The 25,336-nt window shown below is 60.6% G+C and carries 18 protein-coding genes, 2 tRNA genes, 3 rRNA genes and 1 pseudogene; 18 read left to right on the top strand and 6 right to left on the bottom strand.

Annotated elements, in window-relative coordinates; all coding sequences use genetic code 11:
* Positions 1-38: 38 nt before the first annotated feature.
* Complete coding sequence (locus tag TO66_RS21855; protein WP_044464218.1) at positions 39-608, top strand: TetR/AcrR family transcriptional regulator; 570 nt, start codon at positions 39-41, stop codon at positions 606-608.
* A gap of 11 nt (positions 609-619) precedes the next feature.
* Here the strand turns inward: TO66_RS21855 and TO66_RS21850 are convergent, their stop codons facing one another.
* Positions 620-901 carry a hypothetical protein gene (locus tag TO66_RS21850; RefSeq protein ID WP_009044877.1) on the bottom strand — a complete coding sequence of 94 codons (282 nt, stop codon included), beginning with the start codon at positions 899-901 and terminating at the stop codon, positions 620-622.
* A 170-nt stretch (positions 902-1,071) separates the two neighbouring features.
* Positions 1,072-1,959: a threonine/homoserine exporter RhtA gene (gene rhtA, locus TO66_RS21845; protein WP_044464217.1), complete on the bottom strand. Its 888-nt coding sequence runs from the start codon at positions 1,957-1,959 to the stop codon at positions 1,072-1,074.
* A 697-nt stretch (positions 1,960-2,656) separates the two neighbouring features.
* Between rhtA and TO66_RS21840 the strand changes: the two genes are divergently transcribed.
* The 5 genes from TO66_RS21840 to rrf all read left to right on the top strand — a co-directional run bounded on the left by TO66_RS21840 (position 2,657) and on the right by rrf (position 7,846).
* Positions 2,657-4,193 (top strand): 16S ribosomal RNA (locus TO66_RS21840).
* A gap of 65 nt (positions 4,194-4,258) precedes the next feature.
* Positions 4,259-4,335: transfer RNA gene (locus TO66_RS21835), tRNA-Ile, on the top strand.
* 26 nt (positions 4,336-4,361) lie between these two features.
* A tRNA-Ala gene (locus tag TO66_RS21830) sits at positions 4,362-4,437 on the top strand.
* A 250-nt stretch (positions 4,438-4,687) separates the two neighbouring features.
* Positions 4,688-7,579, top strand: a 23S ribosomal RNA gene (locus TO66_RS21825).
* 151 nt (positions 7,580-7,730) lie between these two features.
* Positions 7,731-7,846 (top strand): 5S ribosomal RNA (rrf, locus tag TO66_RS21820).
* The 16S, 23S and 5S rRNA genes sit together here with 2 tRNA genes alongside, the layout of an rRNA operon.
* Positions 7,847-7,999: 153 nt before the next feature.
* Here the strand turns inward: rrf and TO66_RS21815 are convergent.
* Complete coding sequence (locus TO66_RS21815) at positions 8,000-8,992, bottom strand: zinc-binding dehydrogenase (RefSeq protein WP_044466126.1); 993 nt, start codon at positions 8,990-8,992, stop codon at positions 8,000-8,002.
* On the bottom strand, positions 8,982-9,914 hold the full coding sequence (locus TO66_RS21810) for a TIGR03571 family LLM class oxidoreductase (protein WP_044464216.1): 933 nt from the start codon (positions 9,912-9,914) through the stop codon (positions 8,982-8,984). Before TO66_RS21810 ends, TO66_RS21815 begins: the two co-directional genes overlap by 11 nt.
* Positions 9,915-10,178: 264 nt before the next feature.
* Here TO66_RS21810 and mrdA point away from each other — a divergent pair, with 264 nt between their 5' ends.
* A complete protein-coding gene (gene mrdA, locus TO66_RS21805) occupies positions 10,179-12,071 on the top strand; it encodes a penicillin-binding protein 2 (RefSeq protein WP_044464215.1) in 1,893 nt (630 codons plus the stop codon).
* 1 nt (position 12,072) lies between these two features.
* Here mrdA and TO66_RS21800 read toward each other — a convergent pair whose 3' ends face one another.
* Entirely contained in the window at positions 12,073-13,059 is a 987-nt protein-coding gene (locus tag TO66_RS21800; RefSeq protein WP_044464214.1) for a LysR family transcriptional regulator, read from the bottom strand.
* A 154-nt stretch (positions 13,060-13,213) separates the two neighbouring features.
* Here TO66_RS21800 and TO66_RS21795 point away from each other — a divergent pair, with 154 nt between their 5' ends.
* The 3 genes from TO66_RS21795 to TO66_RS21785 are packed head-to-tail and all read left to right on the top strand — an operon-like array spanning position 13,214 to position 16,193.
* A complete protein-coding gene (locus tag TO66_RS21795) occupies positions 13,214-14,515 on the top strand; it encodes an MFS transporter (RefSeq protein WP_044464213.1) in 1,302 nt (433 codons plus the stop codon).
* On the top strand, positions 14,512-15,267 hold the full coding sequence (locus TO66_RS21790) for a class II aldolase/adducin family protein (protein ID WP_044464212.1): 756 nt from the start codon (positions 14,512-14,514) through the stop codon (positions 15,265-15,267). Before TO66_RS21795 ends, TO66_RS21790 begins: the two co-directional genes overlap by 4 nt.
* On the top strand, positions 15,264-16,193 hold the full coding sequence (locus TO66_RS21785) for a glyoxylate/hydroxypyruvate reductase A (RefSeq protein WP_044464211.1): 930 nt from the start codon (positions 15,264-15,266) through the stop codon (positions 16,191-16,193). The genes TO66_RS21790 and TO66_RS21785 overlap by 4 nt, the downstream gene beginning before the upstream one ends.
* Here TO66_RS21785 and TO66_RS21780 read toward each other — a convergent pair.
* Positions 16,187-17,122 carry a LysR family transcriptional regulator gene (locus TO66_RS21780; protein ID WP_044464210.1) on the bottom strand — a complete coding sequence of 312 codons (936 nt, stop codon included), beginning with the start codon at positions 17,120-17,122 and terminating at the stop codon, positions 16,187-16,189. The two genes, TO66_RS21785 and TO66_RS21780, sit on opposite strands and share 7 nt — an antisense overlap.
* Positions 17,123-17,304: 182 nt before the next feature.
* Here TO66_RS21780 and TO66_RS21775 point away from each other — a divergent pair, with 182 nt between their 5' ends.
* From TO66_RS21775 to TO66_RS21740, 8 genes and pseudogenes are all read left to right on the top strand, one after another.
* The gene (locus TO66_RS21775) at positions 17,305-18,609 is read left to right on the top strand and encodes an MFS transporter (protein ID WP_044464209.1); all 1,305 of its coding nucleotides are present in this window, start codon (positions 17,305-17,307) and stop codon (positions 18,607-18,609) included.
* Between the two features lie 28 nt (positions 18,610-18,637).
* The gene (locus tag TO66_RS21770) at positions 18,638-19,867 is read left to right on the top strand and encodes a Zn-dependent hydrolase (protein ID WP_044464208.1); all 1,230 of its coding nucleotides are present in this window, start codon (positions 18,638-18,640) and stop codon (positions 19,865-19,867) included.
* A gap of 10 nt (positions 19,868-19,877) precedes the next feature.
* Positions 19,878-20,903: a histone deacetylase family protein gene (locus tag TO66_RS21765; protein WP_044464207.1), complete on the top strand. Its 1,026-nt coding sequence runs from the start codon at positions 19,878-19,880 to the stop codon at positions 20,901-20,903.
* Positions 20,904-21,291: 388 nt separating this feature from the next.
* Positions 21,292-22,677, top strand: coding sequence for a hypothetical protein (locus TO66_RS21760; RefSeq protein ID WP_044464206.1), 1,386 nt, complete (start codon positions 21,292-21,294; stop codon positions 22,675-22,677).
* The gene (locus TO66_RS21755) at positions 22,674-23,060 is read left to right on the top strand and encodes a hypothetical protein (RefSeq protein ID WP_044464205.1); all 387 of its coding nucleotides are present in this window, start codon (positions 22,674-22,676) and stop codon (positions 23,058-23,060) included. Before TO66_RS21760 ends, TO66_RS21755 begins: the two co-directional genes overlap by 4 nt.
* 58 nt (positions 23,061-23,118) lie before the next feature.
* Positions 23,119-23,505: a hypothetical protein gene (locus TO66_RS21750; protein WP_044464204.1), complete on the top strand. Its 387-nt coding sequence runs from the start codon at positions 23,119-23,121 to the stop codon at positions 23,503-23,505.
* Between the two features lie 20 nt (positions 23,506-23,525).
* A pseudogene (locus TO66_RS21745) lies at positions 23,526-23,911 on the top strand (hypothetical protein).
* 275 nt (positions 23,912-24,186) lie between these two features.
* Entirely contained in the window at positions 24,187-25,326 is a 1,140-nt protein-coding gene (locus tag TO66_RS21740; protein WP_256241034.1) for an EAL domain-containing protein, read from the top strand.
* The last annotated feature ends 10 nt before the right edge of the window (positions 25,327-25,336 follow it).

The raw sequence follows: 25,336 nt of genomic DNA, 5'->3' as shown, positions 1-25,336 counted from the left end.
ATTCGCCGGTCCGTCAAGGCGCTAAGAGAGGGGAAGTCATGCGTTATTCAAGCAGCCACAAACAGGAAACCCGCGAGCGCTTGCTGGAAAGCAGTGCCGTGTCGGCCAAAGAGGCAGGGTTTTCGAATGTGGGGGTCGATGGCTTGATGAAAGCGATCGGCCTGAGCGGCGGCGCGTTCTACAGTCATTTCTCGTCGAAGGATGAGCTTTTCAGCTCTATTGTCGAGCGGGAGCTACGCAATAGTCTTGAGCGTCTGGGAGCGGAAGGCGAACAAAGCCGGAGCCGGCTCGAACGTTGTCTCAAGCACTATCTGAGCATGGCTCATGTCGAGAGCCCTGCCACAGGCTGTGCGTTGCCGGCCCTGGGGGCGGAAATCTCGCGGGCAGGCGAGGCGACTCGACAGCAGACGCAGGAATGGATTTGCCGTTTGCAGCAGAGTTGGGCGCGCACCTTGGGCAGCGACAGTCTGGCCTGGGCGATCCTGTCGCAGTGCGTCGGCGCGCTGGTGGTGGCGCGCATGCTGGTCAGTCAGGACATTCAGCACCAGGTGCTGAAGTCGAACCATGATGAAATCGTTCGTCAGTTGCCACCCCGGGAAGGGCAGTAGGCAGGGGCTGGCTACTTGCAGATGACGATCATGCTGCGGCTGGTATAGCCGGCGGGGTTCAGGCCAAAGGGGTAATCACCCGGGTCTTCCACGGTATCGCCGGACTTGGCGATCACTTTGTAGCCTTTGGGTCCACAGGACGCGGCGGCGCTGGCGTAGCATTTGTCCCAGGAAGAGGACAGGCCGGAGCAGTTGATGTGCAACCCTTTCTTTCCACGTTTGACTTCGGTTTTTGAAGTCGCGGCGCAACCTGCGATGGCAAGTACGGCTAACAGAATCAAAAAACGTTTCATTCCCGTCCCTATTGCTGATCCCGGATCTATTGCCCGAGTTCGACTGCGTTGGCTGTCACTTTTAGCGTCTATGCGGTCCCTGGCCGAAAAATCCATGATTGGCGCTGAGTTACAGCGCCTAAACATGGCCTAATTAAGCGGCAAATACCAGAGCTATGTACAACCGAGAATCAATCAGCGGCTACCGGCGGATTCGATTCGCCGCGCATGGTCAGGGTTGCACCTACTGATGCCAGGATGATGCAGGCAATCGCCAGCCACTGCGCCAGGCTCAGGTATTCGTGGAGGAACAGCAGGCCGGACAGGGCACCGAAAGCAGGCTCGATACTCATCAGCGTACCGAAGGTTCTCGCTGGGATTCGGGTCAGGGCAACCATTTCCAGGCTATAGGGGAGGGCGGTGGACAGAATGGCTACACCGATGGCGACGGGAATCAGGCCAGGTGTCAGCAAAGCGGCGCCCGCATGCACGATGCCGATAGGCGCGACAAACAGGGCGGCGATCATCACGCCCAGCGCCGCGGTCTGGATGCCATTGTCGGCTCCGGCCTTCTGCCCGAACAGAATGTACAGCGCCCAGCAGGCTCCCGCCCCCAAGGCATAACCTGCACCGATCAGGTCGATGCCAGCACTGGTATCGCTGGTCGGAATCAGTAGCAGCAAGCCAATGATCGCCAGGGCAATCCAGAGAAAGTCGATGGCTTTGCGCGACGCATAAATGGCAACGGCAAGCGGCCCGGTGAACTCCAGGGCCACGGCGATTCCCAGAGGAACGCTGCGCAGCGACATATAGAAGAGGAAGTTCATGCCACCTAGTGCCATGCCGTAGACGATGACGGTGCGCAGGGATCTGGCGGTGAGCTTGGCGCGCCATGGGCGCAGCAGAAGCAACATGATGATGCTGGCGAAAATCAGGCGCAGGGTGGTGGTGCCTTGTGCTCCTACGATCGGGAACATGCTTTTGGCCAGGGAGGCGCCGGATTGAATGGACGCCATGGCAATAAGTAGCAGCCCTACGGGGAACAGGGTTGAGGCAAGGCTGCGGGAGTGGTTGTTCATGGCGGGGCATCGTCCGGATCAGAAGGCGGTGGGTTTGGTGCGCCGACATGATGCTCAACTCATAAGGCTTGAGCAATATATTGCTCATGGTGTTTCTGCTTCTTATATAGAGGCGGATTTGTCGGTTTTTCCAGGTTATTGATAGAAAAGGAAAATAAGTGTTGACGGCAGATTCCACAGGTCTATAATTCGCCCCACTTCCGGCGCAGTCGAAACGGAAAGCTCCTTAAGATTCAACGAGTTAAGCAGTTTTCGACAGCGGTCACGCTTCAGTTCATCGAGGCCCGAAGGAGTTGATAAGGCAGTGAGTTTTCGCCTTGTTGACGATTCGATCGTCTCGGTCGAAAGCGGAGAAAAAGAGGTGTTGACAGCAGCGTGTAACGCTGTAGAATTCGCCTCCCGCTGACGAGAGATCGGAAGCGCAAGTGGTTGAAGTTGCAAAGGAAACTTTGAAAACTTCTTAAAATAACCGCTTGACAGATACAGAGGCTGCTGTAGAATGCGCGCCTCGGTTGAGACGAAAGACTTAACCAACCGCTCTTTAACAACTGAATCAAGCAATTCGTGTGGGTGCTTGTGGAGTCAGACTGATAGTCAAAAAGATTATCAGCATCACAAGTTACTCCGCGAGAAATCAAAGATGTAACCAACGATTGCTGAGCCAAGTTTAGGGTTTTCTCAAAACCCAAAGATGTTTGAACTGAAGAGTTTGATCATGGCTCAGATTGAACGCTGGCGGCAGGCCTAACACATGCAAGTCGAGCGGTAGAGAGGTGCTTGCACCTCTTGAGAGCGGCGGACGGGTGAGTAATGCCTAGGAATCTGCCTGGTAGTGGGGGATAACGTCCGGAAACGGACGCTAATACCGCATACGTCCTACGGGAGAAAGCAGGGGACCTTCGGGCCTTGCGCTATCAGATGAGCCTAGGTCGGATTAGCTAGTTGGTGAGGTAAAGGCTCACCAAGGCGACGATCCGTAACTGGTCTGAGAGGATGATCAGTCACACTGGAACTGAGACACGGTCCAGACTCCTACGGGAGGCAGCAGTGGGGAATATTGGACAATGGGCGAAAGCCTGATCCAGCCATGCCGCGTGTGTGAAGAAGGTCTTCGGATTGTAAAGCACTTTAAGTTGGGAGGAAGGGTACTTACCTAATACGTGAGTATTTTGACGTTACCGACAGAATAAGCACCGGCTAACTCTGTGCCAGCAGCCGCGGTAATACAGAGGGTGCAAGCGTTAATCGGAATTACTGGGCGTAAAGCGCGCGTAGGTGGTTCGTTAAGTTGGATGTGAAATCCCCGGGCTCAACCTGGGAACTGCATCCAAAACTGGCGAGCTAGAGTATGGTAGAGGGTGGTGGAATTTCCTGTGTAGCGGTGAAATGCGTAGATATAGGAAGGAACACCAGTGGCGAAGGCGACCACCTGGACTGATACTGACACTGAGGTGCGAAAGCGTGGGGAGCAAACAGGATTAGATACCCTGGTAGTCCACGCCGTAAACGATGTCAACTAGCCGTTGGGAGCCTTGAGCTCTTAGTGGCGCAGCTAACGCATTAAGTTGACCGCCTGGGGAGTACGGCCGCAAGGTTAAAACTCAAATGAATTGACGGGGGCCCGCACAAGCGGTGGAGCATGTGGTTTAATTCGAAGCAACGCGAAGAACCTTACCAGGCCTTGACATCCAATGAACTTTCCAGAGATGGATTGGTGCCTTCGGGAACATTGAGACAGGTGCTGCATGGCTGTCGTCAGCTCGTGTCGTGAGATGTTGGGTTAAGTCCCGTAACGAGCGCAACCCTTGTCCTTAGTTACCAGCACGTTATGGTGGGCACTCTAAGGAGACTGCCGGTGACAAACCGGAGGAAGGTGGGGATGACGTCAAGTCATCATGGCCCTTACGGCCTGGGCTACACACGTGCTACAATGGTCGGTACAGAGGGTTGCCAAGCCGCGAGGTGGAGCTAATCCCACAAAACCGATCGTAGTCCGGATCGCAGTCTGCAACTCGACTGCGTGAAGTCGGAATCGCTAGTAATCGCGAATCAGAATGTCGCGGTGAATACGTTCCCGGGCCTTGTACACACCGCCCGTCACACCATGGGAGTGGGTTGCACCAGAAGTAGCTAGTCTAACCTTCGGGGGGACGGTTACCACGGTGTGATTCATGACTGGGGTGAAGTCGTAACAAGGTAGCCGTAGGGGAACCTGCGGCTGGATCACCTCCTTAATCGACGACATCAGCTGCTTCATAAGCTCCCACACGAATTGCTTGATTCATTGAAGAAGACGATTGGGTCTGTAGCTCAGTTGGTTAGAGCGCACCCCTGATAAGGGTGAGGTCGGCAGTTCGAATCTGCCCAGACCCACCAATTACTGGTGCACCCTGTAGCGATACGGGGCCATAGCTCAGCTGGGAGAGCGCCTGCCTTGCACGCAGGAGGTCAGCGGTTCGATCCCGCTTGGCTCCACCATTACAGATTGGTGTCCATCGTTTAAAGCTTAGAAATGAGCATTCCGCCCAAGTGGCGATGAATGTTGATTTCTGATCTTTATCAGAATCGTTCTTTAAAAATTTGGGTATGTGATAGAAAGATAGACTGAACACTACTTTCACTGGTAGTGGATCAGGCTAAGGTAAAATTTGTGAGTGGCTCTTAAGAGCATTGCGAATTTTCGGCGAATGTCGTCTTCACAGTATAACCAGATTGCTTGGGGTTATATGGTCAAGTGAAGAAGCGCATACGGTGGATGCCTTGGCAGTCAGAGGCGATGAAAGACGTGGTAGCCTGCGATAAGCTTCGGGGAGTCGGCAAACAGACTTTGATCCGGAGATCTCTGAATGGGGGAACCCAGCCAGCATAAGCTGGTTATCTTGTACTGAATACATAGGTGCAAGAGGCGAACCAGGGGAACTGAAACATCTAAGTACCCTGAGGAAAAGAAATCAACCGAGATTCCCTTAGTAGTGGCGAGCGAACGGGGACTAGCCCTTAAGTGGCTTTGAGATTAGCGGAACGCTCTGGAAAGTGCGGCCATAGTGGGTGATAGCCCTGTACGCGAAAGTCTCTTAGTCATGAAATCGAGTAGGACGGAGCACGAGAAACTTTGTCTGAATATGGGGGGACCATCCTCCAAGGCTAAATACTACTGACTGACCGATAGTGAACTAGTACCGTGAGGGAAAGGCGAAAAGAACCCCGGAGAGGGGAGTGAAATAGATCCTGAAACCGTATGCGTACAAGCAGTGGGAGCAGACTTTGTTCTGTGACTGCGTACCTTTTGTATAATGGGTCAGCGACTTATATTCAGTGGCGAGCTTAACCGAATAGGGGAGGCGTAGCGAAAGCGAGTCTTAATAGGGCGTTTAGTCGCTGGGTATAGACCCGAAACCGGGCGATCTATCCATGGGCAGGTTGAAGGTTAGGTAACACTGACTGGAGGACCGAACCGACTACCGTTGAAAAGTTAGCGGATGACCTGTGGATCGGAGTGAAAGGCTAATCAAGCTCGGAGATAGCTGGTTCTCCTCGAAAGCTATTTAGGTAGCGCCTCATGTATCACTGTAGGGGGTAGAGCACTGTTTCGGCTAGGGGGTCATCCCGACTTACCAAACCGATGCAAACTCCGAATACCTACAAGTGCCGAGCATGGGAGACACACGGCGGGTGCTAACGTCCGTCGTGAAAAGGGAAACAACCCAGACCGTCAGCTAAGGTCCCAAAGTTATGGTTAAGTGGGAAACGATGTGGGAAGGCTTAGACAGCTAGGAGGTTGGCTTAGAAGCAGCCACCCTTTAAAGAAAGCGTAATAGCTCACTAGTCGAGTCGGCCTGCGCGGAAGATGTAACGGGGCTCAAACCATACACCGAAGCTACGGGTATCACGTAAGTGATGCGGTAGAGGAGCGTTCTGTAAGCCTGTGAAGGTGAGTTGAGAAGCTTGCTGGAGGTATCAGAAGTGCGAATGCTGACATGAGTAACGACAATGGGTGTGAAAAACACCCACGCCGAAAGACCAAGGTTTCCTGCGCAACGTTAATCGACGCAGGGTTAGTCGGTCCCTAAGGCGAGGCTGAAAAGCGTAGTCGATGGAAAACAGGTTAATATTCCTGTACTTCTGGTTATTGCGATGGAGGGACGGAGAAGGCTAGGCCAGCTTGGCGTTGGTTGTCCAAGTTTAAGGTGGTAGGCTGAAATCTTAGGTAAATCCGGGGTTTCAAGGCCGAGAGCTGATGACGAGTTACCTTTTAGGTGACGAAGTGGTTGATGCCATGCTTCCAAGAAAAGCTTCTAAGCTTCAGATAACCAGGAACCGTACCCCAAACCGACACAGGTGGTTGGGTAGAGAATACCAAGGCGCTTGAGAGAACTCGGGTGAAGGAACTAGGCAAAATGGCACCGTAACTTCGGGAGAAGGTGCGCCGGTGAGGGTGAAGGACTTGCTCCGTAAGCCCATGCCGGTCGAAGATACCAGGCCGCTGCGACTGTTTATTAAAAACACAGCACTCTGCAAACACGAAAGTGGACGTATAGGGTGTGACGCCTGCCCGGTGCCGGAAGGTTAATTGATGGGGTTAGCTAACGCGAAGCTCTTGATCGAAGCCCCGGTAAACGGCGGCCGTAACTATAACGGTCCTAAGGTAGCGAAATTCCTTGTCGGGTAAGTTCCGACCTGCACGAATGGCGTAACGATGGCGGCGCTGTCTCCACCCGAGACTCAGTGAAATTGAAATCGCTGTGAAGATGCAGTGTATCCGCGGCTAGACGGAAAGACCCCGTGAACCTTTACTATAGCTTTGCACTGGACTTTGAATTTGCTTGTGTAGGATAGGTGGGAGGCTTTGAAGTGGGGACGCCAGTTCTCATGGAGCCATCCTTGAAATACCACCCTGGCAACTTTGAGGTTCTAACTCAGGTCCGTTATCCGGATCGAGGACAGTGTATGGTGGGTAGTTTGACTGGGGCGGTCTCCTCCTAAAGAGTAACGGAGGAGTACGAAGGTGCGCTCAGACCGGTCGGAAATCGGTCGTAGAGTATAAAGGCAAAAGCGCGCTTGACTGCGAGACAGACACGTCGAGCAGGTACGAAAGTAGGTCTTAGTGATCCGGTGGTTCTGTATGGAAGGGCCATCGCTCAACGGATAAAAGGTACTCCGGGGATAACAGGCTGATACCGCCCAAGAGTTCATATCGACGGCGGTGTTTGGCACCTCGATGTCGGCTCATCACATCCTGGGGCTGAAGCCGGTCCCAAGGGTATGGCTGTTCGCCATTTAAAGTGGTACGCGAGCTGGGTTTAGAACGTCGTGAGACAGTTCGGTCCCTATCTGCCGTGGACGTTTGAGATTTGAGAGGGGCTGCTCCTAGTACGAGAGGACCGGAGTGGACGAACCTCTGGTGTTCCGGTTGTCACGCCAGTGGCATTGCCGGGTAGCTATGTTCGGAAAAGATAACCGCTGAAAGCATCTAAGCGGGAAACTTGCCTCAAGATGAGATCTCACTGGAACCTTGAGTTCCCTAAAGGGCCGTCGAAGACTACGACGTTGATAGGTCGGGTGTGTAAGCGCTGTGAGGCGTTGAGCTAACCGATACTAATTGCCCGTGAGGCTTGACCATATAACACCCAAGCAATCTGCGAACTCGAAAGAGACCAGATTGCGGTGTGTGAAGACGCAAGAACCGAAAGTTCGTATTGCTCACAAAGCACCCGCTATTACATACCCATTCGCTGAGGCGTTACTCCTGTAACGAATCGGCTACCGAATTTCTTGACGACCATAGAGCATTGGAACCACCTGATCCCATCCCGAACTCAGAAGTGAAACGATGCATCGCCGATGGTAGTGTGGGGTTTCCCCATGTGAGAGTAGGTCATCGTCAAGATTAAATTCCGAAACCCCAATTGCGAAAGCAGTTGGGGTTTTGTTTTTTGTGCGTGAAATTTTTCCAAGAGCCGTTGCTGGTGGGGGCCTTTGAGGTAGCCCTTTGGCTCAGCCGATACCTCGAGCCAAAGGGCACTGTGGAGAAGGGTATTGGCTACCGGGCACCCAGCCGAGCTATCCACTTGCCGTGCTGTTCGCCATTCTTCAAGGCCAGCAGTTTCTCCGGCAGTTGTTTGAAGTCGAACTCAAGCAGCGGTGCGGGTTGCAGCAGTCCTGACAGGGTTTGGCTCATTAACTGCTCGGCATACTGTTGCAGTTGTTGCCAGTCGCTCCGGGAGCCATAAGCGTGAATGCTGTTGAGCGCCACCTCATGCAGCGAGATGGCACTGCTGAACGCCGGCAATGGCGCTGTTTCCTGACGATCCTGGATACATACCAGATGCCCGTTGTACCCCAGCAGCGTTGCCAGGCTATGGGCGTGGGCGGCACTGACGGTATCGAACACAGCATGCAGGCGACGTTCTCCCAGGCGCGATTGCAGTTCGCCCTGCCAGTTAGCAGCCCGATAGTCGAAAACCCCGGCCACGCCTTGGGCTATAAGTTGTGCATGATGCCTGGCAGACGCGGTCGCCCAGACCCTTAGTCCGCGCTGCACCGCCAATTGAGCCAGCAACGAACTCACGGCCCCGCCAGCTCCCACCACCAGCACATCGCGTGCCCCGGCAGGAGGAACTTTGTCCAGCGCCTGCAGGGCAGTCAGGCCCGGGCAAGGCAGACTGGCCGCTACGCCGTCATCCAGCGCCTCGGGGATTGGCAGTGCGGCATGGGCAGCAAGCAGGCAATATTCGGCGAAGCTGCCATCACGGCTCAGCGATTGGTGATAAGCCACCCGCGTACCGACCTTCAATGTCACCGCCTCTCCCTTGGCCACCACCACACCCACTCCATCGACCCCCGGTACCCGACCGGTATGCCAGTCGGCATGTCCCCATTCGATGATTTTCCAGTCCACCGGGTTGAGAGCGATCACCGTATTGGCGATCAGCACTTCCCCGGGCCCCGGTTGCGGCAGCGGTTTACGGATCAGTTCAAGGCCGTCCAGGCCGGCTCCTTCGGTCCAGCTCCAGGCGTTGTAGTCAGTTGGCATCATGAAACCTCGGCAGTATGTGTTGGGAAATTTCTTCGATGACTTCGGCCACCGGGCGCTCGCTGCGGCGCAGGTGTAGGCCGACATGCTGCACGCCCGCTTCACGCAGGGCCTGCAATTCGTCGATCAGGGCCAGGCGTCCGCAGCGGCCGCCGAAACGCAGGCGTTGCATGGGCGCCTGTGGATCGGCGGCAAGGTCCAGGTGCAGGAAGCTGATATAGGGTTTGTCGCCACCGACCTCTCGCCAGAGAGCGACGCGGCGCCGGTGTTCCTCCGGAGTACCGGGGTAAGCGAGCCAGGCGTCCATGTGCTCGCCGATCCAGGCCGGCGATTGCTGGCCCAACCCGGCCACTAGCAAGGGGGCGGCCTCGGGGCGTTGCGGCAGCAACTGAGCTCCGGGGGGAAGACGGCCTTGTCCCTGGCTGCGCAGCAACTCCAGCGCATTGCGAAACAGCGCGCCGCGCTGGGCGTAGTCGACGCCGAACAAGGGGTATTCCATGGGCCGGTCACCGCTGGCGACGCCCAGCAACAGGCGGCCGTCGCTCAGTTCGTCGACGCTGTTCGCCGCCTTGAGGGTCAGCCACGGCTGGCGCAGCGGCAAGACCACGGCGGCGGTCCCGAGCAGGATGTTCTGCGTGATCCCGGCCAGGTAGCCCAGGTAGGAAAAGGTTTCGAAGACCTGGGCGGCATCGCCGAAGTCGGGGTCGTATACCGGCACATCGCGGACCCATAGCGCCCGGAAACCGGCCTGGTCCGCCAGGCGGGCGAGGTTCGCGTGTTGCTTGAGGTCCGGTACGCCGAAGGGGCGGCCTGCGTCCTGGCGCAGACGTTGTCCGGCACTGGACCAGTCGTTGTCCAGAGGCAGTTCCAGGCCAATGGAAAAGTGCTTTTCGCCAAGCAGGCGGTGGAAACGAGGGTGCATGAAAGGCTCCAGCGTCTTGCCCGCAGCAAGACGGTCAAAGGGATTGCAGGACAGCAGTATCCCCAGGCCGGGCCCGCAGAAAAATGCATGAATCAGAACAACAATCTTGAGGACGAATCACGAATCGACGGTCTTGTGGGAACCGCTGGGCATTCTTCATGCAAGCGTCGAGACGGTTTTTGGTATGGTGCAGCTCGATTTTCGAGGGACCGACATTCAGCCGCACGGACCAGCGCCTAGTTCATTTCACGAGAAGCTGTAGCAATGCCCGAACCGATACCGATCAAGGACCACGAGAAAGAAACGCGGCTGGTCAATAAAAGGCTGCTGGCCTGTGCGCTGCTGGTGGTCGCTATCACCTGCACCCTGATCGGGCGCCTGTACTTCCTGCAGGTGGTCGAGTACGACTACCACTCGACCGTCTCTGAAAACAATCGCGTGCATGTATTGCCCATCACCCCGACCCGCGGCCTGATCTACGACCGCAATGGGGTGCTGCTGGCCGATAACCGTCCCAGTTTCAACCTGACCGTGACCCGCGAGCGCACCACCGACTTGAAAGGCGAGCTGGATCAGGTGGTCAGCCTGCTGCATCTGCCCGCCGAAGACCGCGCCCTGTTCGACAAGGCGCTGAAGCAGGCGCGCCATCCCTTCGTGCCGGTCACCCTGTTCTATGAGCTGACCGAGGAGCAGATCGCCGTACTGGCGGTCAACGAGTACCGCTTGCCGGGGCTGGAGGTCGAGGCGCAGTTCGTGCGGCACTACCCGATGGGCGCGCACTTTGCCCATTCCATCGGCTATGTCGGGCGAATCAACGAGAAGGAAGCCAAGACCCTGGACACGGTGGAATACCGTGGCACCCAGTCGATCGGCAAGACCGGGATCGAGAAGTTCTACGAGCCCGAGCTGCATGGCCATGTCGGCTACGAAGAGGTGGAGACCAACGCCCAGGGCCGGGTCATGCGGGTGCTCAAGCACACCGATCCGGTCCCGGGGAAAAACATCGTGCTCAGCCTCGACGCGAAGTTGCAGGAGGCGGCCGAACAGGCCCTGGGCGATCGCCGTGGGGCCGTGGTGGCGATCGATCCGCAGACCGGCGAAGTGCTGGCCATGGTCAGCAAGCCGAGCTACGACCCGAACCTGTTCGTCACCGGTATCAGCTTCAAGGAATACACCGCGCTACGCGATTCCATCGACCGGCCGCTGTTCAACCGCGTGCTGCGCGGCCTGTATGCGCCCGGGTCGACCATCAAGCCGGAGGTGGCGATCGCCGGGCTCGACTCCGGGGTCGTCAACGCTTCGACCCGGGTGTTCGATCCGGGGTACTACCAGTTGCCGGACGTCGACCACAAGTACCGCAACTGGAACCACAGCGGTGACGGCTGGGTCGACCTGGACGCGGCGATCATGCGTTCCAACGACACCTACTTCTACGACCTGGCGCACAAGCTGGGCATCGATCGCCTGCATGATTACCTGGCAATGTTCGGCCTGGGCGAGCGGGTTTCCCTGGACATGCTCGAAGAGGCGCCCGGGCTGATGCCGTCCCAGGCCTGGAAACGCGCCACGCGCCGCCAGCCCTGGTTCCCCGGCGAGACGGTGATCCTCGGCATCGGCCAGGGCTATATGCAGGTCACGCCGTTGCAACTGGCCCAGGCCACCACGCTGATCGCCAACAAGGGCATCTGGAATCGCCCGCACCTGGCCAAGACTGTGGACGGCCAGCCGCCGGTGGATGCGCACCCGATGCCGAACATCCAGCTCAAGGACGCGGTCGACTGGGACCTGGTCAGCCACGGTATGCAGATGGTGATGCACGCGCCGCGAGGCACGGCGCGCGACGCGGCGGCCGGCGCGCAGTACCGCATCGCCGGCAAGAGTGGTACGGCGCAGGTGGTGGCGATCAAGCAGGGCGAGCGTTACGACCGGCTCAAGACCCGCGAGCGTCATCGTGACAATGCCTTGTTCGTCGGCTTCGCCCCGGCCGAGCACCCGCAGATCGTGGTGGCGGTGATGATCGAGAACGGCGAGGCCGGTGGCCGCGTGGCGGGGCCTGTGGTGCGCCAGGTCATGGACGCCTGGCTGCTGGACCCGCAGGGCCACCTGAAGCCGCAATACGCCAGCCCGGCCAAGGTGCCGGCCGTGCCCCACGTCTGAGTCACTTGAACATCAGGCTGTCCGGCACCTGCTCACGGATGCTGAGCATGTGCTGGATGCTGTCCAGGAACAGGGTTTCGGCCTGGCTCATCTTCTGTTCCCGGTGCCATAGCAACTGGATATCGAAATCCACCACGCCGTCGTCCGGCGGCAGGCGCCAGAGCAGCCCTTGCTCGACATCGCGCCGCACCAGGTGGATCGGCAGGCAGCCGATGCCGAACCCGGCGCAGACCAGCCGATAGATCTCTTCGAAGCTGGTGGAGGAGGCGACGATCTTGCCGGTGAAACCCTGCTGGTCGCGAAACAGCGTCAAGGGTGACAGGTTGCCGCCCAACTGGTCGCTGGTGAAGCTGACGAAGTTCTCCGTCGCCAACTGTTGCAGGCTCAGGCCCCGCTGGCCGAACAGGCGGTGGCGCTGGCCGCAGAAATAGGCATAGCGCTCGCGAAACAGCACCCGCTGCTCCAGCCGCGGCTGCGGCAGGCGGCACAGCCCGACCCCGAGGGTCGCGGTCTTTTGCAGCAACGAACTGATGATGTCCGAGCTGCCCATCACCTCGACTTCCAGCTCGATCTTCGGGTGGCTGGCATGGAAGTCGGCGAGGAATTCGTCGTAATGCGGCGCCTGCACGCCGCTGACGGTGAGGATGCGGATCTTGCCCACCACGTCGTCGTTGCGGCTTTCCAGCACCGTGCCCAGGCGCGAGATATCGCCGTAGATATCGGTGGCGATGCGCAGCACTTCCTCGCCGCTCTCCGTCAATTCGAAGCGCCGGCCACCCCGCGCGATCAGCACACAGTCGAGTTGCTCCTCGAGGCGCTTGAGCGCCTGGCTGACCGCCGACTGGGTGATGTGCAGGCGCGCGGCGGCGCGGCTCATGCTGCCTTCCTGGCCGATCACCAGGTAGGTGCGCAGCAGGTTCCAGTCCAGGCGGTCGTTGAGGAAACGCCGGCCGACCCAGGGGTTGGAGGCGGAGTGCGGTGCGGGCATGGCGGCTCCAGGTAGTAGCAGGGCTAATAGCAAAGATAAGGATTTGAACATTGACTAATCCTGGCACGGCGGCGATAAAGCCCACAAGCGCCGCAGAGCGCCCGTGACCAGCCTTCAGTACCTGCCCAGAACTACAACTACACAGGGTCCTTGCATGCACACCACCTCTCAGCCGCGCCGAGCCGCGGCGGCGGCCTTCATTGGCACGACCATCGAATTCTACGACTTCTACATCTATGCCACGGCGGCGGCGCTGGTCCTCGGGCAGGTGTTCTTTCCCAGCAGCGATCCGGTGATGAGCACCCTGGCGGCCTTCGGCAGCTTTGCCGTGGGCTTTATCGCCCGCCCCATGGCCGGCATGGTCTTCGGCCACCTGGGCGATCGCCTCGGGCGCAAGAAAATGCTGCTGGTGACCATGGCGCTGATGGGCCTGGCCACCACCGGCATCGGCCTGCTGCCCAGCTATGCCAGCGTCGGCATCTGGGCGCCCGTCAGCCTGATCGTGCTGCGCATCGTCCAGGGCATTTCCGTGGGCGGCGAGTGGGGCGGGGCGGTGCTGATGGCCAGCGAGCACGCCCCGGCCAGGCGCAAGACTTTCTACGCCTCGTTCGCCCAGCTCGGCAGCCCGGCCGGCCTGCTGCTGGCGTTGATCGCCTTCCGCCTGGTGACCAGCCTGGACCCGCAGGACTTCCTCGACTGGGGCTGGCGCCTGCCGTTCCTCGCCAGCGGCGTGCTGATGATGTTCGGCCTGATGATCCGCTCCGGCGTGCATGAGTCGCCGGAGTTCGCCAAGGCCCGGGACAACCACGAGACCGCCAGGTACCCGGTGCTGGAGGTGCTGCGCAGCTGCTGGAAACAGATCCTGTTCGCCGCCGCCGCGGTGACCATCGGCTCGGCCGGCTTCTTCTTCACCAACACCTTCATGATCACCTACGTGACCCAGTACCAGGGCATTTCCCGGGCGACCATTCTCGATTGCCTGTTCCTGGTGACGGTCATCCAGTTGCTGTCCCAGCCGGTCTCCGCGCTGCTCGCCGAGCGGATCGGTGAAGGGCGTTTCCTCAGGCTGGTGGCGCTGCTGTGCATGGTCACGCCGTACCCGATGTTCCTGCTGGTCGGGACCCGGGACATCCTGCTGATGACCCTCGGCATCGCCCTGGCGGTGGTGATCCTTTCGGCGCTGTACGCGGTGATCGCCGGCTACATGACCGAGGCCTTCCCGGTGCACCTGCGCTATTCGGGGATTTCCATCGCCTATCAACTGGCCTGCGCGGTCGCCGGCGGCAGCACGCCGCTGATCGGCACCTTGCTGGCCAGCAAGTTTTCCGGGCAGTGGCTGCCGCTGGCGGTGTTCTTCAGCCTGCTCTCGGCCCTGTCGCTGATCGGCGTGTGCGGCCTGGCCCGGCTGCGCGCCAACCCAACTGTCCATCACGCTGGCAAAGAGGTGTATTCGTGAGCAAACCCGAGCATATGAGCCCCATCGAATGGCAAGCCCGCTGCGAACTGGCGGCCCTGTACCGACTGGTCGCGCACTTTCGCATGACCGACCTGATCGACACCCACATCACCCTGCGCATTCCCGGGCCGGAGCATCATTTCCTGATCAACCGCTACGGGGTCATCTTCGATCGCATGCGCGCCAGCGACCTGGTGCGCATCGACCAGGAGGGGCGCGTCGTCGATCCGCACTACGCCGGGCACCGGGTGAACGCCGCGGGGTTCGTGATCCATTCGGCGATCCACATGGCCCGCCCCGACCTCAACTGCGTGATCCACACCCACACCGCCGCCGGCATGGCGGTGGCCGCGCAGAAGCAGGGGCTGCTGCCGATCAGCCAGCACGCGCTGAAGTTCTACGGCAAGCTGGCGTACCACACCTATGAAGGCATCGCCCTGTCGCTGGATGAGCGTGAGCGCCTGATCGCCGACCTCGGCCCACACAAGGCGATGATCCTGCGCAACCACGGCCTGCTGGTGGGCGGTGCCAGCGTTGCCCACGCCTTCCAGGAAATCCATTTCCTCGAGCGTGCCTGCCAGGCCCAGGTCCAGGCGCTGGCCGGCGGTTGCCAGCTGAACTACCCGTCGCCGGAGGTCTGCGCCCACACCGCCGAACAGTTCGAGCGCGACGATGCCGACCACATCATCGAACTGGCCTGGGAGGCTGCCCTGACTCTGATCGAGTCCCAGCGCGAGTCCTACCTGTCATGAGTATCGTGGTGTTGCTGTCCCGCGACAGCCTGTTGCTCACACAACTGCAGGCCGCTTTCGCCCGCTGCGCTCCCCAGGTGCAGGCGGTGCTGGCCGACGACCCGCGGGCGCTCCAGGCGCGGGTCGCGGCGTGCTGGTTTCCACCGGCCGGCAGCCTGGGGTACTTGCCCGGGCTGCAAGTGATCCACTCGGTGGCGGCGGGCATCGACCACCTGGAACACGACCCTTCCTGCCCGGACCTGCCCGTGTGCCGGGTGGTGGATCCGGGGCACCGCCAGGGCATGACTGAGTACCTGCGCTGGGCGGTGATCCACTATCACCGCGGCTTCGACCGGGTGCTGGAACAGCAGCGCGAAGGTCTCTGGGAGCGCCCGTTGCAACGGCCGGCGCGGCAGTTCCGGGTCGGGGTCATGGGCCTGGGCTCGCTGGGCGGCGCCATCGCCCTCGACCTGGCCGAGGCCGGCTACGAGGTGCGCGGCTGGGCCCGCAGCGCCAAGCGCCTGGCGCAGGTGCAGACCTTTGTCGGGCCGCGGGAACTGGAGCCGTTTCTCGACGGCGTGGAGCTGTTGATCAACCTGCTGCCGCTGACCGTCGAGACCCGCGGCATTCTCGGGCGAAACACCTTCTCCCGGCTGGCCCGCGGCGCGGCGCTGGTCAATGTCGGGCGAGGCGCCCACCTCGACCTCGACGACTTGCGCCAGGCCCTGGCCAGCGGCCAGTTGCGCGGCGCCCTGCTCGATGTGTTCGAGCAGGAGCCCTTGCCGGCCGGGCATCCGTTGTGGACCACGCCCGGGGTCAGCATCACCCCGCACATGGCGTCGGCGGCCTCCCACGACTGCATCGCCGAGCAGGTGGCGGACAACCTGCGGCGCCTGCACGCCGGTGAGCGCCTGTTGAACGAGGTGGACCGGGCCCAGGGTTACTGAGCGTTCAGGCAGGCCCGCAAGGCTTCGAGAAAGAGGGTTTCGGCGCGGCTCAGGCGCTGTTCGCGGTTCCACAGCAGGTGGATATCGACGTCGGCGATGCCATCGTCGGGCGGCAGGCGCCAGAGCAGCCCGGCCTCGACGTCGGCCGCCACTACATGCTCGGGCAGGCAGCCGATGCCGTAGCCGGCGATTACCAGGCGGCGGACTTCTTCCAGGCTCGGCGACGAGGCGACCAGACGCCCGCTGAACCCCTGCTGGTCGCGGAAGATAGTCAGCGGCGAGAGCATGCCGCCGATCTGGTCGCTGGTGAAACTGACGAAGTTCTCCCGCTGCAAGTCGCCCTCGGCCACGTTCTGCCGGCCGAACAGGGCATGGTGCTTGCCGCAGAAAAACGCATAGCGCTGGCGCAGGAACAACTGCTGTTCCAGGCGCGGCTGCGGCCGGCGGTTGAGGCTCAGGCCGAGGGTCGCGGTCTTTTCCTGCAAGGCGCTAACGATGTCCGAGCTGCGCATCACCTCGATCTCCAGGTCGACCCGCGGATGCTGGCGATGGAAGTCGGCGAGGAAGTCGTCGAAACGCTCGGAAAAGATCCGGCTGATCATCAGCAGGCGCACCTTGCCGATCACCTCGTCGGCCGGCTGTTGCAACAGGCTGCCGACCTGGGACATCTGCCCATAGATCTCCCCGGCCAGCTGGAAGATCTGCTCGCCGGTTTCGGTCAGGGCGAAGCGCGGTCCGCGCCGGGCAATCAGCTGTCGGCCCAGTTGCTCCTCCAGGCGCTTGAGGGCCTGGCTCACCGCGGGCTGGGTCAGGTGCAGGCGCGCGGCGGCACGGCTGATGCTCAGTTCCTGGCCGATGACCCTGAAGGTGCGCAGCAGGTTCCAGTCCAGGCGGTCGTTGAGCAGACGGTCGGGCAAGCGATTGGGCATGGCGCGGGGCTCTGGGTCGGGGGCAGGGCTTGATAATAAGCCTGAATAATAATCGGAATAACAAATAGAAAATTGACTAATTATCGCCGCGCCTCGATAAATCCCTTCCGTACAGGCGCCTTCAGAGCGCCGCTGCCGAATCCGTTATCTCCTGCCAGAAAAATAATCAAAGGAGTCCCCCCATGAAGCCTTCCGCTTCGCCCCAGCCGCGCCGTGCGGCGGCCGCCGCCTTTATCGGCACCATGATCGAGTGGTACGACTTCTACATCTACGCCACCGCCGCGGCGCTGGTGTTCGGCGCCTTGTTCTTCCCCTCCGACGACAAGCTGTTCAGCACCATGGCGGCGTTCGGCACCTTCGCCGTGGGCTTCTTCGCCCGGCCATTGGGCGGCATCGTGTTCGGCCATATCGGCGACCGTATCGGGCGCAAGAAATCCCTGGTGATCACCCTGCTGATGATGGGCGTGGTCACGGTGTGCATCGGCCTGCTGCCGACCTATGCGCAGATCGGCGCGGCGGCGCCGGTGCTGCTGATCCTGCTGCGCATCGTCCAGGGCATCGCCGTGGGCGGCGAGTGGGGCGGGGCGGTGTTGATGGCCGGCGAGCATGCGCCCAGGGGGCGGCGCAACTTCTTCGCCTCCTTCGCCCAACTGGGTAGCCCGGCGGGCCTGATCCTGTCGTTGCTGGCGTTCAGCGCGGTCACCCGCCTGCCCGAGGACGAGCTGATGAGTTGGGGCTGGCGCCTGCCGTTCCTGGCCAGTGCTCTGTTGCTGGTGGTGGGCCTGGCGATTCGCCTGGGGGTCAACGAGTCGCCGGAATTCATCGCCAGCCGCGAACAGGCCGCCAAGGCCGCCCGCAAGGAGCAGGCGCCGGTGATGCAAGTGCTGCGCAGCGCCTGGCGGCCTCTGCTGCTGTGCATCGGCGCCAATACCCTGGGCATTGCCGGGGTGTACTTCACCAACACCTTCATGATCGCCTACAGCACCCAGCAGCTGGGCCTGCCGCGTTCGCTGATCCTGGAATGCCTGTTCGTGGTGGCGATCATCCAGTTCTGCATCCAGCCGCTGGCCGCCTGGACCGCCGAGAAGCTCGGCGCCACGCGTTTCCTGTGCCTGGTGTCGCTGCTGGCGATGGCTTCGCCGTACCCGATGTTCGTGCTGGTGAGCAGCGGCCAGGCGCCGCTGATCATCCTCGGCATCGCCCTGGCGGTGGTGTGCATGGCGTCTTTCTATGCGGTGATCGCCGGCTACGTCAGCGGCATGTTCGACACCCGCGTGCGCTATACCGCGATCTCCCTGGCCTATCAGGTCTGCGGTGCCGTGGCCGGTGGCCTGACGCCGCTGATCGGCACCTGGCTGGCGCACCGCTTCGCCGGCCAGTGGTGGCCGATGGCGCTGTTCTACAGCCTGATCGCGGCGGTGTCGTTGCTGTGCGTGCTGGCCCTGGCGCGCCGGCATGCCGCTGCCCACCGCCTGGAAATGGCCTGAGCCTTTATCGAATCCGGAGAACCCAAGCATGTTGAAGATCAATGGTGAACGCCTGTGGGCGAGCCTGATGGCCATGGCCGAAATCGGCGCGACCGCCCGGGGCGGCAGCTGCCGCCTGGCCCTGAGCGAGGAGGACAAGGCCGGGCGCGAACTGTTCGCCCACTGGTGCACGGAGGCGGGGCTGAGCCTGAGCGTCGACCCCATCGGCAACCTGTTCGCCCGGCGCCCCGGCAGCGACCCCGACGCCGCGCCGGTGATGATGGGCAGCCACCTCGACACCCAGCCCGAAGGCGGGCGCTTCGATGGCGTGTACGGGGTGCTGGCCGGGCTGGAGGTGGTGCGCCGCCTCAATGACCTGCGGATCTCTACCCGCAAGCCGCTGGAGATCGCGGTATGGACCAACGAGGAGGGCGCGCGCTTCACCCCGGCGATGTTCGGCTCGGCGGTGTTCACCGGGATCATGGACCTGGACACGGCGCTGGCGGTGCGTGACGCCGCCGGCATCAGCGTCGCCGAGGCCCTGCATGCCACTGGCTACGCCGGTACGCGCCCGCTGGGCGGGGCGGTGGACGCCTACTTCGAGGCGCATATCGAGCAGGGGCCGATCCTCGAGGACAACGCCAAGAGCATCGGCGTGGTCAGCGGCGGCCAGGCGATCCGCTGGCTCGATGTGCAGGTCGAAGGCCAGGCGGCCCATGCCGGCACCACGCCGATGTCGCTGCGCAAGGATGCGCTGTACGGCGCCGCGCAGATGATCCTGGCCATCGAGACCCTGGCCGCGGACTTCGCTCCCGAGGGTCTGACCACGGTCGGTGAATTGAGCATCGCCAAGTCTTCGCGCAATACCATTCCCGGCCTGTTGCAGTTCACCGTCGACCTGCGCCACCACCGCGACAGCGCCATCGCCGCGATGGAACAGGAGGTGCGCGCGCGCCTGGACGCCATCGCTGCACAGCGCCAGTTGCAGGTGCGCATCAGCCCGCACTGGATCAGCCCGGCCACGCCCTTCGACGCCGCTTGCGTGGCGGCGGTGCAGCAGGCGGTGGATGGCCTGGGCTACGCTCAACAATCGATCGTCAGCGGCGCCGGGCATGACGCGATCCACCTGGCGCGGTTCTGCCCGACGGCCATGGTCTTCATTCCCTGCGTCAACGGCCTGAGCCATAACGAAGCCGAAGACGCCTTGCCCGAGGACGTGCGCCAGGGCGCCGACGTCTTGTTGAACGCCGTGCTGGCCCGTGCCGGCCGGTCCGAATAAGGAGAAGGTCATGCGCAGTTTTTTCCATCCCGAACAGTTGCTGCACCTTCCGCGCAGCTATTACTCGCGCGGCCAGATGCGCATCCCCCAGGAAGTGCCCGAGCGCGCCCGGCGCCTGGTCCAGGCCGCGCATGCCCTGGGCTTTGCGGTGCAGCAGCCGGAAGATGCCGGCATGCAGCCGCTGCTGGCGGTGCACGGCGCGGCCTACCTGCAATTTCTCGAGGAAGCCCACCAGCGCTGGAAGGAAATTCCCGAGGACTGGGGCGACGAGGTGATGTCGAACATCTTCGTCAAGGAGCCGAACGCCTTGCGCGGCGTGCTGGCCCAGGCCGCGCGCTACCTGGCCGACGGCAGTTGCCCGGTGGGCAAGACGACCTGGCGCTCGGCCTACTGGTCGGCGCAAAGCGCGATCGCCGGCGCCCGGGCCCTGCTCGATGGCGAGCCGGCGGCCTATGCCCTGTGCCGCCCGCCGGGCCACCACGCCCGGCCCGAAGCCGCGGGCGGTTTCTGCTACCTGAACAACGCGGCGATCGCCGCCCAGGTGCTGCGCGAACAATTCGCCCGGGTCGCGGTACTGGACACCGACATGCACCACGGCCAGGGCATCCAGGAAATCTTCTACGCCCGCGACGACGTGCTCTACGTCTCGGTGCACGGCGACCCGACCAACTTCTACCCGGGCGTCGCCGGTTTCGCCGACGAGCGCGGCAGCGGCGCGGGGCAGGGCTACAACCTCAACCTGCCAATGGCCCACGGCGCCAGTGAAGCCGACTTCCTCGCCCAGCTGGAAACCGCCCTGGCGGCCGTGAAGGCCTTCGACGCCCAGGTGCTGGTACTGTCCCTGGGCTTCGACATCTACAAGCTCGATCCACAAAGCAAAGTGGCCGTGACCCGCGCAGGCTTCGCCCGCCTCGGCGAACGCATCCGCAGCCTCGGCCTGCCCTGCCTGATCGTGCAGGAGGGCGGTTATCACCTGGACAGCCTGGAGGACAATGCCCGGGCCTTCTTCGCCGAGGCCGGAGCCTGGAAGCTCTGACGGCGCTGACTGCGAAATCGCCTCGCGGGCAAGCCTCGCTCCTACAGACGATGGCGCTCCTGTAGGAGCGAGGCTTGCCCGCGATGGACGCCAACGATAACGCGCTGCTTCTGCTGACCCCTGATACCGAAGCCCCCGAATCGAAAGATTCAGGGGCTTTTTATGCCTGCAACAGGCTGGCGTCGAGAAGGTGGGCATGGCTTTCCTCTAGCGTCAGACAAGTACCGGTACGCTTGTAGGACTCTCCTGAAATACAGGGTTTTACCCTGTTCAAGTGCTCTGTTCGCTTGAGCCAACAGATGAGCGCCAGCACCATCCCCCCGCCTAATCAATAGATATGTCTTCGACGGCTTGTTCGGGCGTGTCGTTTTATCAGGGAGGAGGGGGTATGGGGCTGCGCCTTATTCGTCGGCAAGATCGGGAACGTGAAGGCATTGGTTTCAACAGAATCGAGTCGCCGTTTTTTGCCCGGTTCGAGGTTCAGCAGGCCCTCGGACAGTACGGCAAGAGAATCGACGGGCTGGGCGAATTGCTTTATGCCCACGGCAGTTCGCACGGCCAGCTATCGAACGATGACCTGCGCCACATCCTGGCGAGCGTGGATGAGGGTGATTGGTTGCTGGTCTCGAATGACCCTTTCAGCCCTTTGAGCGCAGACACCTTTGGCAAGTATTCGCACATCACCGGAAAGGGCTGGGTGGCGGGTACCCTGGATTATCGCGAGCAAGAAAAAGCCAAGCCTGCGTGGCCTGACGCCGAACCTGTCGTAAAACCTCAACCGCAAGAACCGGGCTTTTACGTCGTGCCTAAAAGCATGACCCGTGAACAGCTTGAGTCCGTGCTGTTCCCTTCTCGCAACCCTGCTGTGATGAGCAAGTTTGAGTCGCTGAATCCCGGCTTGGACGACGTCAAGGCGGGCTCGATGATCCTGCTCGGCGACCCCAACAACCTGCAATGTAGCCGCGAAGAGGGGTTGCTGATGGAGGCCGCGGCCAAGACCCACGCCGCCCTCAAATCGCTCAGCGCGCAAGAAGCGGATTTCATGGCCAGGCATCGAGACGAAATCGAAACCTTTCTGGCCCAGGGTTCGACGGCGATCGGCATCGGTGAAGCGATGTTTGCCAAGAACCTGGAAGACGTCAAAACCACACTGCGTGATATCGAAGCGCTGCATCAACGCACGTTCCAGAAAGACGGCCACCTGCGGTCGCCGGAGTTCTTTGCCGAACGTAAAAAACTGCTGGCACAGCTCGATACGCGACTAACCTCCATGACCCGAAAAGGCATTGGCTTCCCCGATCATCCGAACTTGAAAAGTGCCCTGGGAATTTCCAGCCGCAGCTTGGTTCACCGGTGGACCAAGGCCGGTGCGGCAGAGCAGATTCCCGGTTATGCCACGCACATCGAGGGAGTGGTCAAGGCGGCTAAAGTCGTCAAGTATGGCGGCTGGATCGGCACGGCTCTTGGCGGTGGAGCTTCTTACCTGAAGGTTCAAAAGGTGTGCGCGGCCGGTAACTCCGAGGCATGCGAGAAAGTCAGATTCACCGAGACCGGTAATTTTGTCGGTGGGGTCGCGGGCGGTGCGGCCGTAGGTGCCGTGTTAACAGGGACCACAGTCGGAGCATTGTGTGTCGCCCTCGGTGTTCCAACGGGTGGGGTAGCCGCCTTGGTTTGTGGTGTTGTGGTCGTTGGGGGAGGCTCTTTTGCTGGAGTGTCAATACTCGGTAATGCTGGCGAGAAGATGGGTGAGGTCATTTATGAGGGCAGCAAATGAATACCCCTGAGATTGTTTTTGGCTATCTGGGAGGAGTAGTGATTCTCGGCATATTTGCCTGGATTGGCGTCGCATTGCACATGGCTTATACGAAAATGGATGAACTCCTCGACCATTTAAAAAACTGTTCCGCCATCATGGTCCGCGCTCCGTTAAGGCATGGAGGTCCCTGGGGGAAGCTTTTGCTGATTGGGGGTATTTCCGGGATCGTGACGTTTCCCGGTTTTTATCTCAAAAGGGGAGAATTGAGTGCTGAGGATCTAAACAACTTTCCCGCGCCCTTTAAACGAAAGCTAGCACTGTTGCAGTGGAGCGTAATCGGACTTCTGGGTGTTGCTTTCCTGTTATGGGTCATTGGCAAAGTTGTAGGTTGGCACAAATAAACTGTGCGTATTTCTGCGTCCTCCATAGGATTTGCTTGCCGAAAAACAAGGCGGTCAAATGAGCCTGAATACGGCAGATAAAATATTTCTAGTAATCGGACTCGTCGATTTTGCAGGGATATTTATGGTGCTTGGTATCTGCTTGCACATGGCCTACACCAAGATGGATCTGATGTTGGAGCACCTGAAAACCAGTGCTGTGCTCAGCACCCTGACCACGCTCAGGCACGGTGGACCGTGGGGGAAATTGATTCTGGTCGGGAGCATTTCGGGTTTTGTGACCTTCCCCAGCTTTTACCTTAAGCGTGGCTGGGTCAGTGCCGAGGACTTGCAGGGTTTTCCTGCGGCGCTTAAGCGCAAGTTGGTCATGCTGCAGTGGACTGCGCTAGGGCTGATGGTGGTCATGACGGGCCTTGCGGCGGTGGTCAAGCTGGGGCTTGTTTGAATCGTTGACGAGAGCCGCCAATGAATACCCCCGAGATTGTTTTCGGCTATCTGGGTGGCGTCGTGATTCTCGGCGCATTTGTCTGGATCGGTGTGGCGTTGCACATGGCCTATACGAAATGGATGAGCTCCTGGATCATCTGAAAAACTGTTCAGCCATCATGGCGCGCGCTCCGTTAAGGCATGGCGGTCCCTGGGGGAAGCTTTTGCTGATTGGGGGGATCTCCGGGATCGTGACGTTTCCCGGTTTTTATCTCAAAAGGGGGGAGTTGAGCGTTGCGGATTTGAACAATTTTCCCCTGCCATTCAGGCGAAAACTGGCCGCATTGCAGTGGAGCGTTATCGGGCTTCTGGGCTTTGCTTTCCTGCTATGGGTCATTGGCAAAGTCGTGGGGTGGTACCCATAGCCCATTCGTATTTCAGCGTGTCAGGGTTAACAGCCCAGACCGGACGATGACGGCCAAGCCTTTACAGGAGCAAGGCTTGCCCGCGATGGGTTCATCACGGGCAGCCTGTGATCGCTAGGAAATTTCCTACAACCGCGCAAGACAAACCCTTCTTCAACCTCGCGGTGTCATTGTCACTATGGGCAGCCTCTCTGCCTGCAAAGTGACGTGCAACGATGGTCTCACCTCGGGTTCTCGTGCTGGAAAGCCATTCCTTTCAACGCCATGTGCTGGTCATGCAATTGCACAAGCTCGGCATGTCCGAGGTGCTGCAGGCCGAGCATTGCGAGCAGGCCATGGCCCGGATCGAGCGGTTGGGCTGCATCGATATCGTGCTCTGCGACCTGGGCATGCAGGGCGGGGATTCGCTGCGGTTCCTGCGCAAGTCCAGCCAGGCCGGCATGGTGCGTTCCGTGGTGCAGTGCGGCGAACTGGAGCCGGAGCTGCGCCGGGGCCTGGGGCATCTGCTGGCGCTGATGGGCGTGAAGTTGCTGGGGGAGTTGGCCAACCCGTTGCAGTCCCAGACTCTGCAACGGGTGCTCAAGCGCTACAACCACCGGCGGCATCTGCCCCGGTCGCTGGTGGCGACCCTGCAGGATCTGCCCAGCGAAGACGATGTGCGCCGTGGCCTGGCGCTGGGCGAGTTCCGCGCCTGGTTCCAGCCCAAGTTCGCGATGCCGAGCGGCGAGCTGGCCGGTATCGAAGCCCTGGCGCGCTGGGAGCATCCCTCCCGGGGCCTGCTGTTGCCGGAGAGTTTTCTGGCGGCGGTGCTGGCCTACGACCTGATCGACGAGATGTTCAAGCAACTGCTGGAGCAGGGCCTGGGCCTGCTGGGCATGTTGCGGCGCGATGGCGTGAGCCTCGAACTGGCGTTCAATTTGCACGCCTCGCAGTTGGCGCAGTGTGAACTGATCGACGAAATCCAGCGTGCCTTGCGCCGCCATGATCTTCCTGGCTCGACCTTGTTGTTCGAGCTGGCGGAGAATGGCCTGCTGGACATGCAGTTCACCACCCTGGAGAGCCTGCTGCGTTTGCGCATGATGGGGTGTGGCCTGGCGATCGATGATTTCGGCCTGGGTTTTTCGTCGTTGAAGCTACTCTGTCAGGTGCCTTTCAATCAGATCAAGCTGGAAGGCGAATGCGTGCAGAACCTCTGGGATCCACGCAGTCGGGCGGTGGTCAGCAGCACCCTGGCCCTGGCGGGAGCGTTGAACATGAGTGTGGTGATCGAAGGCGTGAGCAGCCAGCGTATCCGCGATGAATTGGTGCGCATGGGTTGCCCCTTCGGCCAGGGTTTCTATCTCGCCCATCCGATGACGGGGCATGGCCTGCGGCAGTGGCTGGAAGGACAGGCCGGGCAGCCCGGGCAGCCCTGACGTCGAGCCC

This window comes from Pseudomonas sp. MRSN 12121 (assembly GCF_000931465.1).
Lineage (GTDB): Bacteria > Pseudomonadota > Gammaproteobacteria > Pseudomonadales > Pseudomonadaceae > Aquipseudomonas.
This window is presented reverse-complemented; position numbering and strand designations above follow the sequence as displayed.

Coding starts and splice junctions, on each gene's coding strand:
- TO66_RS21810 (WP_044464216.1), bottom strand. CDS start 9,914: ATGCACCCTCGTTTCCACCGCCTGCTTGGCGAAAAGCACTTTTCCATT.
- TO66_RS21815 (WP_044466126.1), bottom strand. CDS start 8,992: ATGCCAACTGACTACAACGCCTGGAGCTGGACCGAAGGAGCCGGCCTG.
- mrdA (WP_044464215.1), top strand. CDS start 10,179: ATGCCCGAACCGATACCGATCAAGGACCACGAGAAAGAAACGCGGCTG.
- rhtA (WP_044464217.1), bottom strand. CDS start 1,959: ATGAACAACCACTCCCGCAGCCTTGCCTCAACCCTGTTCCCCGTAGGG.
- TO66_RS21780 (WP_044464210.1), bottom strand. CDS start 17,122: ATGCCCAATCGCTTGCCCGACCGTCTGCTCAACGACCGCCTGGACTGG.
- TO66_RS21770 (WP_044464208.1), top strand. CDS start 18,638: ATGTTGAAGATCAATGGTGAACGCCTGTGGGCGAGCCTGATGGCCATG.
- TO66_RS21775 (WP_044464209.1), top strand. CDS start 17,305: ATGAAGCCTTCCGCTTCGCCCCAGCCGCGCCGTGCGGCGGCCGCCGCC.
- TO66_RS21750 (WP_044464204.1), top strand. CDS start 23,119: ATGAGCCTGAATACGGCAGATAAAATATTTCTAGTAATCGGACTCGTC.
- TO66_RS21740 (WP_256241034.1), top strand. CDS start 24,187: ATGCAATTGCACAAGCTCGGCATGTCCGAGGTGCTGCAGGCCGAGCAT.
- TO66_RS21795 (WP_044464213.1), top strand. CDS start 13,214: ATGCACACCACCTCTCAGCCGCGCCGAGCCGCGGCGGCGGCCTTCATT.
- TO66_RS21755 (WP_044464205.1), top strand. CDS start 22,674: ATGAATACCCCTGAGATTGTTTTTGGCTATCTGGGAGGAGTAGTGATT.
- TO66_RS21785 (WP_044464211.1), top strand. CDS start 15,264: ATGAGTATCGTGGTGTTGCTGTCCCGCGACAGCCTGTTGCTCACACAA.
- TO66_RS21760 (WP_044464206.1), top strand. CDS start 21,292: ATGGGGCTGCGCCTTATTCGTCGGCAAGATCGGGAACGTGAAGGCATT.
- TO66_RS21855 (WP_044464218.1), top strand. CDS start 39: ATGCGTTATTCAAGCAGCCACAAACAGGAAACCCGCGAGCGCTTGCTG.
- TO66_RS21850 (WP_009044877.1), bottom strand. CDS start 901: ATGAAACGTTTTTTGATTCTGTTAGCCGTACTTGCCATCGCAGGTTGC.
- TO66_RS21800 (WP_044464214.1), bottom strand. CDS start 13,059: ATGCCCGCACCGCACTCCGCCTCCAACCCCTGGGTCGGCCGGCGTTTC.
- TO66_RS21765 (WP_044464207.1), top strand. CDS start 19,878: ATGCGCAGTTTTTTCCATCCCGAACAGTTGCTGCACCTTCCGCGCAGC.